The following is a 13,701-nucleotide window of genomic DNA, read 5'->3' as shown; positions in this document are numbered from 1 at the left end:
CCCCCGTACAGGCGGCGGCCCCACGTGCTGGTTGGTCTCTAGTCAAATACTGGATAAATGGGGCCGCCACCCCCGCCGCCGGGGCCGGTACCAGGGCCACCACCTCCAACAGGACCGCCGCAAACAACGGGGGTGTTGTAGCCGTCTTCCATACCATCAAGGTAGCCCTGGTAGTAATCGGCTTCCTCTTGGGTAGTAGCCGTGGCTTGCCAGTACAATACCCGCTGCCGGTACGATTCATAGCGCTCCGGGAAGTTGGCGCCATCAATGCATTTGTTCTGCTCGGTTTCACGCTTACCGTTGGCGTACCCGTCTTGGTAATCGGCGTAGGAGGCAGCCTGCTGGTGGAGTACTGCGGTGGGCGGGCTACTAAAGCCGGAAACAACCGTACCTACGCCCAACAAGGACGCAAATGCAACAGAATGGAGGATGCGTTTCATAAGATGAAAATATGGATGGTGAGGGCACCCAAGATCAAGCTAGTAGCCGGCTCTGTAAAGGACAGGACTACGCGTATTGTGACATTGACGCTCATGTATTTCGCGGAGTGGCCGCTCTAGCCTCCGCGTGACCTTCTTCATGCACATAACGCAACGGCTGCTTAGTATCTTTGCCGGCATGAAAGCTCCCCTGTTTCACCCAGGCCAGGAAGTTGTCTGTACCAACGACGACTTCACCCTATTGCTGGTGCAAAACCCTAATATTCAGACGCCAAAGCGCGGGCCCATTTACACGGTGCGCAACGTCTACGACACGCACAATGGCTTCGGCATTACGCTGGTGCAGATTAACAATGCGGCGGTGGCACCTGGCTTCCCGGAGGCCAATTTTCACGAATCCCGCTTTTCCCTGCTGCCCCCGGTAGAGGAAGTGGATATCAGCGCGGCCATTGAAGAGAGCGTGCCGGCGTAAAGCAAGCCCGGAGGGTTTACCAGCGCTTGGGTTGCTGCTTTTCCGGAAACGAAGTGCAATCCGACGCGTAGGAAGTAGAGTGGCCTGGTAAGCCCCGGCCCCATCTGCTTACTTCTCTACCTCACTAACCGTCATGGCCAAGCAAGCACCCGCCACAAAAGCCGACAAACTCAACAGCCTGTATAAGGAGTGCGGCCTCATCAAGGAAGACGTTTTTCAGCACCAGCACTACACCATTCTGACCCGTTCAGGAATTGAAAAGGTGCAGGCCCATTACGGCATTCAGGTGAGTTACAAAGCCCTGAAGCTGGAACCCAAGTACGCCGTTATTAAAGCCGTGGCGAAGATGGACGAAGCCACCGTGGAAACCTACGGTAGCGCCGTACCCGAGAACTGCAAAAACAGCTACTTCGCGGAAACGGCGGAGAAACGCGCCCTCAGCCGGGCCGTGCTAAAGTTAACGGGCCTCTACCAACACGGCTTTTTCGGGGAGGAAGAATCAGAGCAACTAACTGCCGACGCAAAAGCAGCGCCACAGAAGCCCGCGGAACCCGATATACTCACCGACGCCCTCAACCGCTTGCGTAATGGCGACGCCCCGGGGGTTGTATGGAAGGCTTATACTGAACTTCACGCCAACGAGGACTTCAAGGCCGCCGTGAAGGCTGAATCAGAGCGCCGCAAGGCGGCGGCAGTTTAGCGCCCTGCCCATGGGTAGTAGCCGAGGCCCGTTCGCAAACTCCGGGTTGGTGAACGGGCCTATTCAGTTCCAGATACCTGATGCGTAGGCTGCGGGCTGAACGAAACTACCCAGACCCATTCATTTCGGGCCCAGGCCGTGGGGTAAATACCCGCAAGCAGCCCCCGAAATGCGGCCCTTGGGCTATTGTACCACCGGAACCCGCCCGCTACAGTTGGGCTGGGCTCCACCCCGCCCCAGTGTGTAAGGCCCTGCTGCTTCCGGCATTCGATGCCCTCGGCCAGGGCGTCGGCGTCGGTTAAAGCCTGAACTCGCTCAGCCCGGATGCTCACTATCTGCAGATGCAAGGCGGGGGTTTCCTTTACCTGGAGTAGGTCACCGGGTTGCCCGAACGGGCACGGCACGGGGTCCAGCAGAGCCCGGGTTGCCACATCCTCAAACATTGCTCCCGCTTCCGACAGCTCCCGGTAACGGTAGCGGCCGGGCTGCTGCTGGAGCGGTATATTTCCTGCCAAACGCCGGCGGGTTACGGTTTTACGGCCGGCCTGCACGGCGGCAAGCATGGCTGGATTAAAAGAGATGAAGACCATCGGGCACGTGAGTTCAGAATCGGCCGCCGGTTAATAAGTGGGCTAGTAGTCCGCAATACGCAATTTGGGGCAGATTACTGTTCAGGGTGGCCGCGCTATACCAGCACCGGCAACTCATCATGGTATGCTTCTTGAGCAGCATACTCATTATACCCTTTATGCGCCACCTGCCCATGACTGAATTGGAAGTATCCTTTCGCGCTGCCCTCCACGAAGCGCGCTTTTCAACGGCCGCTGTATGGCTGGCTCAGGTTGTTGCGGCTCAGGCAGCTTCCGGGAGGAGTTTGCCGGGAGGGCATGAAATCCTGTTCCAGCGCCGCTGTGCCGACTTGCTCAGTGAGCAACCCGCGCATACTGCCTCCATCTTGCTGCGCAAGGCGGAGCAGTACGTGCACGACCTCTATAACGGGCAGAGTGTACCCGGGTAGCATGGCAGAAACAGTGCAGGCCCGCTGGTCGCCTATAGTTCATCGAATCCTCCCCTTGCCAGCAGTCATTACTATGAATGCTTCCTGGTTTGCCAGCCAGGTTCACCCGTTTTAGCCCTACCTGAACTCGTTTACTACAACACAATTGTATGGGTCTGGGCAGGGCTATAATGGGTGACGGCTACAATGTTACTCAGCACAACCTTAAGTTGGCCATTTTACCAATTGGTTAAAGAGTTCCGGAGTCCACGCGGCTTTCCACCTGCTGCTGCACGGCCGGCGCTACCGCCGAGAGCAGGTCGTAGCCAGTAGCTGCCTCAATAGCATCCACGGAAGTACGGTACTGCCCCCAGTTGGTGTTTATGCTGTTGTCGTTGGGGGTATCTACGGCAATAATGCGGGTGCTGGTACTTACGCGGGCTGCATCATTGTCGCCGGTGGGTAGTATCACTATTACTTTCCAGATGCGGGCGGGCACGGTAACCCGGCCTTGGTCGAGGGTGGTTTTATAGCCGTTGGAGCCCGTACCACCTTTGCCGTAACTGCCCATTATCACGTACACTTCCTGAGCCCCATTGCTGAGCTGGGCGCGGCTGTAGTCCTCCAGATTTGCCCAGGTCTGCTGATTGTTGCGCGGGGCCTGGGGAATCATGTTAGTCATCAGAAACGTGGCCGAATTATCGGCTACCGTGGAGGTCCAGTCGGCGGAAGGGCAATTATGGCCCCGGTCGAAGCCCGAGCCCGAGTAGCTGTTGGCCTGTACTTGGTACCAACCAGCGGGCAAGGCGTTATCGGGCCGGAAATCATCCTGGCGGGCGGCGCTGCCCCGGTGAGCCTGCGCGAGGTGCCAGCTTACCCAATTGGGTATACCCCGGTCCCGGTGGTAGCTGAGGGCATATTGAGGCTTGAGCAACAAAAAGTTAGTGGGCTGCTGCTCATCAGCGGTAGCTCCGCTGGGGTTGCCCAGCGTCAGGTGCTCAGGCAGGGCAACGGGTGGTAAGATGGGCGGAACCGGCGGTGCGGGGGCCGGGTCGGAGGAGGTGGAGCAGGAAGAAACCCACAGCGTGGAAGCCAGCAATAGGGCGTACTTTCCGCTCCGGCGGAAGGCAACAGGTGTGTAGAGCATGGCGCAAAGGTAGGGGCTTGGCGGCTGGCAGAACGAGCTTGCCCCCTACGGTTCAGTATTGGGCCAGCAGCCACTGCTCGGCCGAAAGTTCGCAGCTGAAAAACTGAAACTGAATCCGGTACTGAGACCCTGCCTTTTCCAGAACAGCCCGACTGGCCGCAACTGCCTGCTCATTACCCGCCACCAGTAGCGCCCCCCACCGATACGAGCATGATCCAGCCGCCCGGGGCAGCCAGTTATGGAGCGTCCAGTCTATGGTTTCGGGCGCTTGCGGCCCCAAATGCTCCAATTTTGATAGTACACGGCCCCAGCCCGTTTTCTGCAATATGCCCAGTTCCTGCTCCAATAACTGTTGCACAGCCACTTGGTCGTGGGAGCCGGGCAGCCATTCTACGCGTAAAAAGCCTTTGGAGTCGGCCAGCAACCGGCCGGCCGGATTCTCATACAACAGCGTGGGTGGAGCAGATGAAAAAGGCATGTCAACAGACTAGAAAGCCAGCTTCTCAACACCGTGGTAGTACAGGAAGTGGCAGAGCGAAAAGCACGTGCAGGTACAAACAAATATACTATACCCGCGTGCACAGCCCCGCTTATTTCCTGTAAAATACCATGAATATAGTGTTACTTGCCGGCCGCAAGCGCCCCCTCCCGACCCGCCCCCGGCAATACATAAGGTGAGCGGCCTTGCTCTTTCGTGTTCATTGCTCATGACCAACCGTTTACTGTCCCTGGGGCTACTGGTGTGTACAGCGGGATGGAGTCTCCCGGCGCACGGCCAAAGTCCGCAAACCCGTCCTCTGCAGCGTAGGCTGGCCGCGGCTACAGTCGATAGTAGCCGCGTTCTGCTGCTGGCCGATCTGGCGGCCACCTACCGCTATTCCCGCTTCGATTCCCTGCACTGGTTTGCCACGCAGGGGACGGCCCTGGCCCGGCGCATTGGCTATGCCAAAGGCGAAGGGCGCTGTCTTTCCCGCCTGGCCATTCTGCCCGGGGAGCGGGGTAACCTCCCCCAGGCCCTGCGCCTCGATCTGCAGGCTCTGCAACTGGCCCAAAGCAGCCAGGACTCCGAAGGGACAGCCCGGACGCTGAACCAAATGGGGCTGCTGTATTTTGCTCTCGACGACTTTCGGCTTTCCCTGCGGTATTATTTTCAGGCCCTGCACTTGTACCAGGCGGCCCCGGCCCGCGACACCTCCCAGCTGATTAGCGTTATCACCAACCTGGGCGCCAGCTACGAGGGGCTGCGGCAGTACGACTCGGCAGCCTTCTTCCTGAACAAAGCCTGGGGCATGACGGCCCACTCCCGGGCCGTACACCGGAGTTGCTGGGGCAACCCGGCCCCGTATGTATTGCGGGAGCTGGGCCTGTTGCAGGTGGCCCAGGGCCACCCGGATGCTGCTCTTACCTTCTACCGCCGCAGTGCCCGGGCCGCTTTTCCCGAGAATGACCGGCGAAGCGCCAGCCGAGCCTATCAGTACATGGCGGAGCTGTTCAGGGCGCGCAACCAGACCGATTCCAGCATCTTCTACGCCCGCAAGGCCCTGGCTTTAGCCCAGACGCTGCCGTTTATAGTTGGCATTGTACGCAATAATAAGCTGCTCACCGAAACCTTCGAGCAGTTGCACCAGCCCGATAGTAGCTTGCGCTATATGCGCCAAATGCTGGTAGCCCAGGATAGCCTATTTAACCCCCGCCGTATCAAGCAGCTGGATGCCATTGGCTTTGCCGAGCAGCAGCGCCTGCAGGAACTGGAGGTGGAGCGGGCTCAACTGCAGGAGCGCCTGCGCACGGGCATTCTGCTGACTGGCCTGGCCGGACTGCTGCTGGTATCGGTAGTGCTGTGGCGCACCAACCGCCAGCAGCGCCGGGCCCACCAGCTGCTACGCCACTTGCACGCGCAGGTTAGCCAGCAGGCCCAGGAGCTCACCACCCAGCGCGACGACCTTGCCCACACGCTGAAGGACCTGAAAATTGCCCAGAGCCAACTGGTACTGCGGGAGAAAATGGCCTCGTTGGGGGAGCTGATGGCCGGGGTGGCCCACGAGATTCAGAACCCGGTGAACTGCGTACGCAAGTTTGCCGCCATCAGCGTGGAACTCTGCGAGGACATTCGCCAGGAGCTGCACAAGCTGCCGCTGCCGCTCCATGAGCAGGAAATAGTGGATGAGATGCTGCAAAACCTGGGACAAAACCACACCAAAATTGTAGCGCACGGGCAGCGTGCCGAGTCCATTGTGCGCGGCATGTTGGAGTATTCAAAAGGTGGCAGCGGGCCCCGCCAACCCACCGACCTTAACCGCATGAGCGAGGAGTATCTTCGCCTCACTTACCAGGACCTGCGCGCCAAACACCGGCATTTCAACGCAGCCCTGCTGCTGGACCTCGACCCGGCCGCCCAGCCCCTCAACGTCATCCGGCAGGATATCGGCCGGGCCCTGGTGGGCGTTTTCAGCGCGGCCCTGCAGGCCGTGCAGCAGCGGCTGGCGCAGGCTGAGGAAGACTACGTCCCCCAGGTGGAGCTCAGTACACGCTACGCTCAGCAGACGCTGGAAATCTGGGTGCGCGACAACGGCTTGGAACTGGCCCCAGAGGCGTTGGAACAAGTATTTCGCCGCTTTCAGGGTGGCAGCGACGCCCGTTTGGGTTTGTCGTTGAGTCATGATATTATCACGAAAGGCCACGGCGGCACCCTCACGGCTAGTAGCCACGCAGGTAGCGGAACAGAGTACATTATCCAGCTGCCGGAGGCAGATTCTGCTCTGCGCTAGGGTTGCAGCAGCAGCCATTGCAGGGCACTGGCCTCATCGGAAAAAGTGCGGTACACCAGGGGCAGATTTTGCACGGAAGTGGTGATGTAGGCCGTAGCCAGCCTGGTAAATACGTCCTCGGCCACCAGTACGCTCCCGTATCGGTAGCCGCCTTCCTGCACCGCCCGTGGTAGCCACTCCTGCACCACCCAGTGCTGCTCAGCCGCGCTGAAAGCCCGCATCTGCCGCTGGTCTACCAGAATTTTGGACCAGCCGTGGCGCTGCAGGGCTTGCACCATATGGTTAAATACGGCCCGAAACGTGAGCTGATCACGCTCCTCGGCGCTCCAGATAACTCGTAGCAGCCCGGCCGGATCTTCCAGAATCCGGGCGGCTTTGTTCTGAAAATAGAGAGAGGGAGTAGCTGAACGCATAGCAGTGGCTGCAAAATACCAGCATGTTCCCCTTTTTGTTTACCGCTGCCTACCGTTCCGACAACTAACCCTTCCAAAACGGAAGGGTTTTGTGTTTTACCAGTGACTTCTCAACAGTTATATACGTAAATATATTGCTGATTATCATGTAATTACAATAATATCATTCGTGCATAATTGAAACAGGCATCAGGCTTGGCAAAGGGCTACCATCTCCCAAACACCCGTACAGCCAATGCCTCTCTTCGACAACATCACCAAAGCTGCCAAGGACTTCTTCATCGAGGAAGCCTCTGTCGGAGGCCCGTCTGTGGCGGCCCCCCGCCCCTTGCCCGATCAGCCGGCGCCGGTTATGCTGGGCAATATTCCGGCTCCTGGGCCCGCTCCCCTTCTGACTCAGCCTGAGCAGCGCCACCTCGACCACATCCGCCAGCTGCTGGCCGGCGACGGCAAGGATTTCATGGCCTTTACCAAAATGGTAAGCAGCCTGCAGGCTAGTGGCCTGGGCGGCCCCATTCTCTACCGAACGGCTTTTAACGCGTTTTCGGCCGTAACCAGTCTGGATTTACCGGCCCTGCTGAAGTCGGCAGAGCAGTTTGAGCTGAAGCTGACCTCGGACCGCAACAGCATTCTGGAGCGGCACCGGGAGAAGGTGGGCGAAATCCGGATTCCGAACGTGCCACCCAGCCCCCTGGTGCAGCTGCAGCAGCAGGAGCAGCAACTGCAAACCGGCCTCGCCGACCTGACCCGGCAGCTGGAAGAAGCCCAGCAGCGCCTGCTGGCCGTGCGCCAGCAGCTGCAGGAGCAGCAGCAGAAAGCGGCAACCGCTTTGGCCTCCTACGAGCTGGCCCACGCCACCGCCGCCGCCGAACTAAAAGCCCACCAGCAAGCCGTGCAAAGCTTTTTGCTCCAGTCCGGCGGCTAAAAAGACGCCGGGCCGGCTGCCAATCGAACGACCACGCCCGAACGACGCCATCAGCACCACGGAGCTGCATCGTCAGCTTACGGCAACCGGCCCGACGGCTTGCAGCCGCCGGACCGGAACGCAGCCAATTCCCTCCACTTCACCATTTCACTGATGAACACTCTTTCCACCCCCGATTTTAAAACCGGCGAGCTGCCCAAGTGGCAACAGCCTGAAAAAGTAGCCGGCTGGATTTTCCTGGCCGGGCTGGCCGGGGCCGGCATCTACTGCTGGGGCACCATCGTGCCGTTCCTGGTCGATATGGTGTTCGATACCGTGAAGCTGGGCATTGGGCTAGGTGTGCTGCTGGCCTCCTTCCTGATTCTGACCAGCCCCCGGGTAAAGGCCGGGCTCTGGTACGCGGGACAGCGCATTTTCCGCACCGCGGCCGGCATTTTCGTCAACACCGACCCCATCGGTATCATGGAGGACTACATCAAGAGCACTTCCCAGGAGGCGCGCAAGATGGAGGAAGAAGTGGGCCACGTGGAGGGCGCCCACGAGCTGGTGAAGCGCAAGCTGGAAGCCAATACCCAGCAGATGCGCGAGTACCTGCAGCTGGCCGATGCCGCCACCCGCCAGCGCGAGCCGGATGCGGCCGAGCAGTACGCCAGCCGCGCCGCCCAGCTGCAGGAGTACAACCAGCGCCTGCAGCCCATGCTCACCACCACCCAGAACGTGAGCCTGGTGATGCGCCAGATTCTGAAAGCCGCCCTGCGCCAGATTGATGGCAGCAAGTTCAAGGTGAACCTGCTCAAAGACGAATACCAGCTGGTAAAACGCACCAGCTCCGGCATGCGGGCCGCCATGAACATCCTGCGCGGCGACCCGGACAAGAAGTACTTCTTCGACCTGGCTACCGACCGCGTGGCCCAGGACATGGCCCAGCAGCTCGGTCAGATTAAGCAGGCTATGCGCTACTCCCAGGAGTTCGTGAAGGAAATGGACATCCAGAACGGGGTGATGAGCGAGAAGGGCCAGCGCCTGCTGGAGAAATACCAGAAAGGCGACTTCAACGCCCTGCTCGACGAGAAGCCCGCCCCCACCACGCCCGCCCAGCAGCGCACCGCCACCAACGACGCCTACCGCAGTCTGCTGGATTAGGGATTAGGGATTAGGGATTAGAAAAAAAAACGAAAACTAGAGCTACAAACTCCCCTCCTTTTTCAAGGAGGGGTGCCCGAAGGGCGGGGTGGTAAACCCACCAGAACGACCACTAGAAACTAAAAGCTACAGTTAGAGCCCCCCTCCTTTTTCGGAGAGGGGTTGGGGTGAGGCGACTAGCGCTAAAAACGGCCGGACCCCAGGCGTCCCAGGGCTGAAGCCCTGGGCTACGCAGCGCCTCAAACGTCCGCTCACGCCTCAACATTCCCCCTGACTAGCCCAGGGCTTCAGCCCTGGGAACCGGGAGCCGCGTGCCGGAACAACAACGAAAAACAACCAACCCAAAAACGAATAACGACAATGACAACCCGTGGTAAACTTGTACTGGGCGTCCTGCTTGCGGCGCTGCTGTACTTCGGCATCAATAAGCTCGTGCAGAGCGGGGTGCTGTTCAAGAAAGCGGCCACCGAATCGGTGCTGCTGAACTCCATTGAGCTGCCTACGGCCAGCGGGGGCTCCCGCGCCAACGTGGCCGTGCCCCTGGCCCCGCTGCCCTCCGAAACGCCGACCGGCAAGGGTACGCCCCTGGTGTGGGAAGTAATGGCCTGGAACTCGCAGATGGCGGGCATGCTGGCCAACGGTGGCCCCCGCACCACCCAGGGCTCCAGCATGGCGGCCGGGGGCATGGATATGCAGATTGTGCGCCAGGACGACGTGGCCAAAATGCAGGCCGACCTGGTGAAAAACGCCGTCGATTTGCAAACCAACCCCGAAACGCCGGGCCTGCTGGTCAGCATCATGGGCGACGGACTGCCGGCCTTCTCGGCGGTGCAGCCCCAGCTGGAAAAAGCGGGCACCGGCCTGCAAATCATTCCCTACTCGGTAGGCAAGAGCTTCGGCGAAGACAAGCTGATGGGGCCCAAAGAGTGGCTCGATAACCCCAAGGCGGCCCTGGGCAAAACCATTGCCTGCTACCTGCGCGACGGGGACCAGAACATTGCCCTGAAGTGGTGCGCCGACAACGGCCTGAAAGTCAATCCCGACGAAACCACCTACGACCCCGAGGCCGTGAACTTCCTAGCTTCCTCCGACTTCCTGGTGGCCGCCGAGAAGTACATCATTGGCAAGCCCGAGCAGCGCGTGCAAGTGGTAAAAGGCAAGAACACCGGTGTGAAAGTAGACGTGGTGGCCGACGCCGTAGCCACTTGGACGCCCGGCGACGTGAATATTGCCCGGCAGAAAGGCGGCCTGGTGAACATTGTGAGCACCAAGGACTACAGCAACCAGATGCCCAACATCATGGTGACCACCAAGCGTTGGTATGATGCTCACCCCAAGGAAGTGGAAGCCCTGATAACCGCCTTTGCCGTAGCCGGCGACCAGGTAAAAAGCCACCCCGAAGCCCTGAGCCGCGCCGCTAATATTTCCAGCGTGGTGTATGGCGACAAGGACAAGCCCGGCGCTTACTGGCTGCGCTACTACAAGGGTGTGAGCGAAGCCGACCGCAACGGTGAAGTAGTGGAGTTGGGCGGCTCCAAGGCTTTCAACTTCTCCGATAATCTGGCCCTGTTCGGCCTCAATGAGGGTGGTACCAACATTTACGCCGCCGTGTACAAAACCTTCGGCGACGTGCAGCACCAGCTGTACCCGAAAGAGTTGCCCAGCTACGTGCCGCTGGACCAGATGCTAGACCTCGCCCCGCTGCGTAAGCTGCAGGAGAAATACCGGGGGAAAACCCTGGCCCCGGCCGAGCAGCAGCAATTTACCGCCGATGATGAAATCCGCCAGAGCGTGAGCAAGCGGGCCTGGAACATTGAGTTCAACACCGGGCAGAGCTCCTTCACCCCCGCCGCCGAGCAGCAGCTCAACAAGCTGTTCAACGACCTGGTAGTAGCCGGCCGCCTGAAAGTAGCCGTGCACGGCCACACCGACAACGCCGGCGACCCACAGCGCAACCAGCAGCTCTCCGAGGATCGGGCCCTGGCCGTGGAGCACTGGCTGGAGCAGCGCAGCGCCAGCGCCTTTCCCGAGGGCCGCGTGCAGGTGTACGCCCACGGTGCTCAGGAGCCGGTAGCCCCCAACACCACCCCTGACGGCAAAGCCCGCAACCGCCGCGTGGAAATTGTGCTGGGGAACTAAGGATGGAGGGTATGAGGGTATGGGGGTGAGCGGGTAGGAGTTGTTTGTCATCCTGAGCCCCGCGAAGGACCTTATGACAGCACCACGACTGACAGCAGAACAACTCAGCGAACCTCCGCGCATTCCTCCGCGAACCTCTGCGCAAAACAACACCAGAACGACCCAATCGTGAAAAGATCCTTCGCGGGGCCCAGGATGACAAACAACTCCTACCCGCTCACCCCCATACCCTACTCCATGAAATCCCTCTTCCTTCCCAACGCCCGGCCGCCGCGCACCACGTTTCTGCTGATGGCGGGCGGCCAGGTGTTGGTACTGCTGCTGCTGTGGCTGTGGATGCCGCTGCGCATCTTCCCCTCCCTGGGCGAGGTGCTCCGGGCGCTGGCCGACCTGATTACCACACAGGGCCTCATTCCGGAGCTATGGGCCAGCATGACGACGGCGCTGCAGGCCCTGGGCGTAGCTACGGTGCTGGCCCTGCTGATTTCCTATCTCACGGCGCTGCCCTTCTTCCGGCCGCTGGCCTACGCGGCCTCCAAAATGCGCTACCTCACGCTCACCGGCCTCACGTTTTTCATGGCCCTGCTGGTGAGCTCCGGCCACGAGGTCAAGCTCTCGGTACTGATTTTCGCTACTACGGTGTACCTCGTTACGGGAATGACGTCGGTTATTCTGACTACCACCCAGCAGGAGATGGACCACGCCCGCACCCTGGGCCTGGGCGAGTGGCGCAGCTTCTGGGAAGTGGTGGTGCTGGGCAAGCTGGATGAGATGCTGGAAGTAGTGCGCCAGAACTTCGCCATTATTTGGACAATGATTACGCTGGTGGAAACCCTCTACCAGTCGGAAGGCGGCATCGGACTGCTACTCTACAAGCAAAACCGCTACCTCCACCTCGACGGCGTGCTGGCCATTCAGCTCGTCATCCTCGCCGCCGGTGCCGTCCAGGACTACGTGTTCACCCTCCTGCGCCGCGTGTTTTTCCCCTACTCGGAGTTGGCTACTGTGCGCTAAAACGATGTAGAGACGCGACACTTCGCGTCGCGTCGTCCGCGCTGTTCAGTTCGTCTGGATAAACAACCTCAGCAACGCCAAGACGCGAAGTGTCGCGTCTACAATCCGGCAGAAGCTGACGGCTTGGAGTAGCCAACACAGCAAACTCACCATCTCACTATTTTACCATCTCACCGCTGCCATGACTCCCTATTTCTATAAATTCCCGGTGCTGACGCTCGACAACGTGTCGATGGAGTTTGCGGGCGAAACCATTCTGCGCGATATTTCGGCCCAGGTGCTGGACGTGTGCCGGCCGGGCATGGAGCAGGGCCAGGTGGTGGGGTTCTACGGCCGCTCGGGGCTGGGCAAATCGGTCCTGTGCCGCATTATGGCGGGGCTGATGGCGCCCAGCAGCGGCACGGTGCTGGTGGGGCAGGACCAGCAGGCCGTAGCGCCCGGCGCGGTGGGCTTCGTGCAGCAGCAGTACCCACTGTTCAACCACCGCACCCTCCACGACAATCTGCTACTGGCCGCCGCCCGCAAATACCCCAATGCCGCCGAAGCCCGCCGCCAGACCGACGCCTACCTGGAGCGTTTTCAACTCACGGCGCACCGCCGCAAGTACCCGGCTCACCTCTCCGGCGGGCAGCGCCAGCGCGCCGCCATTGCCCAGCAGCTACTCTGCTCCGACCACCTCATTCTGCTCGACGAGCCGTTCTCGGGTCTTGATATTGCCATGATTGACGAGGTGAAGAAAATCATCCTCGAAGTAACCACCATGGACGAGCTGAACACCGTCGTCATCGTCTCCCACGATATCCAGACCACCACCGCCCTCTGCGACCGGCTCTGGCTGCTGGGCTACGAGCGGGACGCCAGCGGCCAGCTCCTGCCCGGCGCCACCATTAGCCCCGAGCACCAGTACAACCTCGCCGAAATGGGCCTCGCCTGGCACGAAAACGTGGAATCCGAACCTGATTTTGTTCGGTTCGTGGAGCATCTGAAGGAGGAAATTCGACAGAGTGCGTAAAAAATCTTTGTTCGTATCCTAAGCATTCAAATCACTTAAGATGGCTTGGGAGAAGTTGTTTATATCTTTATCAGGATGCTCAGCCAGGTCCTTAAATAACGGCCTATCAGCTAACATCAGGTTGTAAAGCTTTATTTCCCATTCAATTAATGATTTATTGAGAGCACCTCGGTGTAAACACGAAGCGAATCCACTCATTATATCTAGTATTTCAATCTTGGGTTTTTCGTCAAGATTAATTAACGCCCGAATTAATATAGGATAAGCTGGCAAAGCTGCAGAGGATATAAAAGCGTGCTGATGACAAAGAGAACACCATAGCTGATGCGTAGCTTCATTAGCCACATTAGAATCGGAACAGAATAGGTTCTTAAGGTAATGAGGTATGCTCCCTTCTGCCTCACCGTATGCAGTTCCAAATCCTGTCCAGTCGACAGTATCGACCAGATTGATTATTTCGCTTGGTATTCCAGTTGGGCACGTTGCAGGCCTTAAACTATCATGAAGAAGCTTGTCCATTGTTTGTAGATC

At 59.4% G+C, this 13,701-nt stretch carries 15 protein-coding genes; 9 read left to right on the top strand and 6 right to left on the bottom strand.

All coding sequences use genetic code 11. The annotated features are described in order from the left end of the window. Window positions 1-38 precede the first annotated feature (38 nt). The gene (locus tag ROI90_RS06725; protein ID WP_315997570.1) at window positions 39-440 is read right to left on the bottom strand and encodes a hypothetical protein; all 402 of its coding nucleotides are present in this window, start codon (window positions 438-440) and stop codon (window positions 39-41) included. A 178-nt stretch (window positions 441-618) separates the two neighbouring features. On the opposite strand from ROI90_RS06725, the gene ROI90_RS06720 reads away from it, so the two are divergent. Both ROI90_RS06720 and ROI90_RS06715 read left to right on the top strand, forming a co-directional pair. Further along, window positions 619-912: a hypothetical protein gene (locus ROI90_RS06720; protein ID WP_315997569.1), complete on the top strand. Its 294-nt coding sequence runs from the start codon at window positions 619-621 to the stop codon at window positions 910-912. Between the two features lie 133 nt (window positions 913-1,045). Then, on the top strand, window positions 1,046-1,612 hold the full coding sequence (locus ROI90_RS06715) for a hypothetical protein (protein WP_315997568.1): 567 nt from the start codon (window positions 1,046-1,048) through the stop codon (window positions 1,610-1,612). Window positions 1,613-1,671: 59 nt separating this feature from the next. Here the strand turns inward: ROI90_RS06715 and ROI90_RS06710 are convergent, their stop codons facing one another. Further along, window positions 1,672-2,202 carry an ASCH domain-containing protein gene (locus ROI90_RS06710; RefSeq protein WP_315997567.1) on the bottom strand — a complete coding sequence of 177 codons (531 nt, stop codon included), beginning with the start codon at window positions 2,200-2,202 and terminating at the stop codon, window positions 1,672-1,674. A gap of 158 nt (window positions 2,203-2,360) precedes the next feature. Between ROI90_RS06710 and ROI90_RS06705 the strand changes: the two genes are divergently transcribed. Beyond that, the gene (locus ROI90_RS06705; RefSeq protein WP_315997566.1) at window positions 2,361-2,630 is read left to right on the top strand and encodes a hypothetical protein; all 270 of its coding nucleotides are present in this window, start codon (window positions 2,361-2,363) and stop codon (window positions 2,628-2,630) included. A gap of 229 nt (window positions 2,631-2,859) precedes the next feature. Here ROI90_RS06705 and ROI90_RS06700 read toward each other — a convergent pair whose 3' ends face one another. Then, a complete protein-coding gene (locus ROI90_RS06700; protein ID WP_315997565.1) occupies window positions 2,860-3,756 on the bottom strand; it encodes a DNA/RNA non-specific endonuclease in 897 nt (298 codons plus the stop codon). A gap of 52 nt (window positions 3,757-3,808) precedes the next feature. Continuing rightward, window positions 3,809-4,234, bottom strand: a complete 426-nt coding sequence (locus ROI90_RS06695) for a hypothetical protein (protein ID WP_315997564.1) — start codon at window positions 4,232-4,234, stop codon at window positions 3,809-3,811. A 229-nt stretch (window positions 4,235-4,463) separates the two neighbouring features. Between ROI90_RS06695 and ROI90_RS06690 the strand changes: the two genes are divergently transcribed. Next, window positions 4,464-6,524, top strand: coding sequence for a tetratricopeptide repeat protein (locus tag ROI90_RS06690; RefSeq protein ID WP_315997563.1), 2,061 nt, complete (start codon window positions 4,464-4,466; stop codon window positions 6,522-6,524). Here the strand turns inward: ROI90_RS06690 and ROI90_RS06685 are convergent. Next, window positions 6,521-6,937, bottom strand: coding sequence for a hypothetical protein (locus tag ROI90_RS06685; RefSeq protein ID WP_315997562.1), 417 nt, complete (start codon window positions 6,935-6,937; stop codon window positions 6,521-6,523). The genes ROI90_RS06690 and ROI90_RS06685 overlap by 4 nt on opposite strands. A gap of 235 nt (window positions 6,938-7,172) precedes the next feature. On the opposite strand from ROI90_RS06685, the gene ROI90_RS06680 reads away from it, so the two are divergent. From ROI90_RS06680 to ROI90_RS06660, 5 genes are all read left to right on the top strand, one after another. Continuing rightward, window positions 7,173-7,862 (top strand): hypothetical protein, encoded by a 690-nt coding sequence (locus ROI90_RS06680; RefSeq protein ID WP_315997561.1) that lies wholly within the window; start codon window positions 7,173-7,175, stop codon window positions 7,860-7,862. Window positions 7,863-8,015: 153 nt separating this feature from the next. Beyond that, entirely contained in the window at window positions 8,016-9,005 is a 990-nt protein-coding gene (locus ROI90_RS06675; protein WP_315997560.1) for a hypothetical protein, read from the top strand. A gap of 360 nt (window positions 9,006-9,365) precedes the next feature. Next, the gene (locus ROI90_RS06670; protein ID WP_315997559.1) at window positions 9,366-11,144 is read left to right on the top strand and encodes an OmpA family protein; all 1,779 of its coding nucleotides are present in this window, start codon (window positions 9,366-9,368) and stop codon (window positions 11,142-11,144) included. A 237-nt stretch (window positions 11,145-11,381) separates the two neighbouring features. Continuing rightward, window positions 11,382-12,158, top strand: coding sequence for an ABC transporter permease (locus tag ROI90_RS06665; protein ID WP_315997558.1), 777 nt, complete (start codon window positions 11,382-11,384; stop codon window positions 12,156-12,158). Window positions 12,159-12,339: 181 nt separating this feature from the next. Beyond that, a complete protein-coding gene (locus ROI90_RS06660) occupies window positions 12,340-13,170 on the top strand; it encodes an ATP-binding cassette domain-containing protein (RefSeq protein ID WP_315997557.1) in 831 nt (276 codons plus the stop codon). 18 nt (window positions 13,171-13,188) lie between these two features. Here ROI90_RS06660 and ROI90_RS06655 read toward each other — a convergent pair whose 3' ends face one another. After that, entirely contained in the window at window positions 13,189-13,689 is a 501-nt protein-coding gene (locus tag ROI90_RS06655; protein WP_315997556.1) for a hypothetical protein, read from the bottom strand. Window positions 13,690-13,701 lie beyond the last annotated feature (12 nt).

This window comes from Hymenobacter endophyticus (assembly GCF_032464715.1).
GTDB lineage: Bacteria > Bacteroidota > Bacteroidia > Cytophagales > Hymenobacteraceae > Hymenobacter > Hymenobacter endophyticus.
The sequence above is the reverse complement of the archived record's forward strand: the minus strand, read 5'-3'. Positions and strand labels throughout refer to the sequence as shown.

Coding starts and splice junctions, on each gene's coding strand:
- ROI90_RS06725 (WP_315997570.1), bottom strand. CDS start 440: ATGAAACGCATCCTCCATTCTGTTGCATTTGCGTCCTTGTTGGGCGTA.
- ROI90_RS06720 (WP_315997569.1), top strand. CDS start 619: ATGAAAGCTCCCCTGTTTCACCCAGGCCAGGAAGTTGTCTGTACCAAC.
- ROI90_RS06715 (WP_315997568.1), top strand. CDS start 1,046: ATGGCCAAGCAAGCACCCGCCACAAAAGCCGACAAACTCAACAGCCTG.
- ROI90_RS06710 (WP_315997567.1), bottom strand. CDS start 2,202: ATGGTCTTCATCTCTTTTAATCCAGCCATGCTTGCCGCCGTGCAGGCC.
- ROI90_RS06705 (WP_315997566.1), top strand. CDS start 2,361: ATGCGCCACCTGCCCATGACTGAATTGGAAGTATCCTTTCGCGCTGCC.
- ROI90_RS06700 (WP_315997565.1), bottom strand. CDS start 3,756: ATGCTCTACACACCTGTTGCCTTCCGCCGGAGCGGAAAGTACGCCCTA.
- ROI90_RS06695 (WP_315997564.1), bottom strand. CDS start 4,234: ATGCCTTTTTCATCTGCTCCACCCACGCTGTTGTATGAGAATCCGGCC.
- ROI90_RS06690 (WP_315997563.1), top strand. CDS start 4,464: ATGACCAACCGTTTACTGTCCCTGGGGCTACTGGTGTGTACAGCGGGA.
- ROI90_RS06685 (WP_315997562.1), bottom strand. CDS start 6,937: ATGCGTTCAGCTACTCCCTCTCTCTATTTTCAGAACAAAGCCGCCCGG.
- ROI90_RS06680 (WP_315997561.1), top strand. CDS start 7,173: ATGCCTCTCTTCGACAACATCACCAAAGCTGCCAAGGACTTCTTCATC.
- ROI90_RS06675 (WP_315997560.1), top strand. CDS start 8,016: ATGAACACTCTTTCCACCCCCGATTTTAAAACCGGCGAGCTGCCCAAG.
- ROI90_RS06670 (WP_315997559.1), top strand. CDS start 9,366: ATGACAACCCGTGGTAAACTTGTACTGGGCGTCCTGCTTGCGGCGCTG.
- ROI90_RS06665 (WP_315997558.1), top strand. CDS start 11,382: ATGAAATCCCTCTTCCTTCCCAACGCCCGGCCGCCGCGCACCACGTTT.
- ROI90_RS06660 (WP_315997557.1), top strand. CDS start 12,340: ATGACTCCCTATTTCTATAAATTCCCGGTGCTGACGCTCGACAACGTG.
- ROI90_RS06655 (WP_315997556.1), bottom strand. CDS start 13,689: ATGGACAAGCTTCTTCATGATAGTTTAAGGCCTGCAACGTGCCCAACT.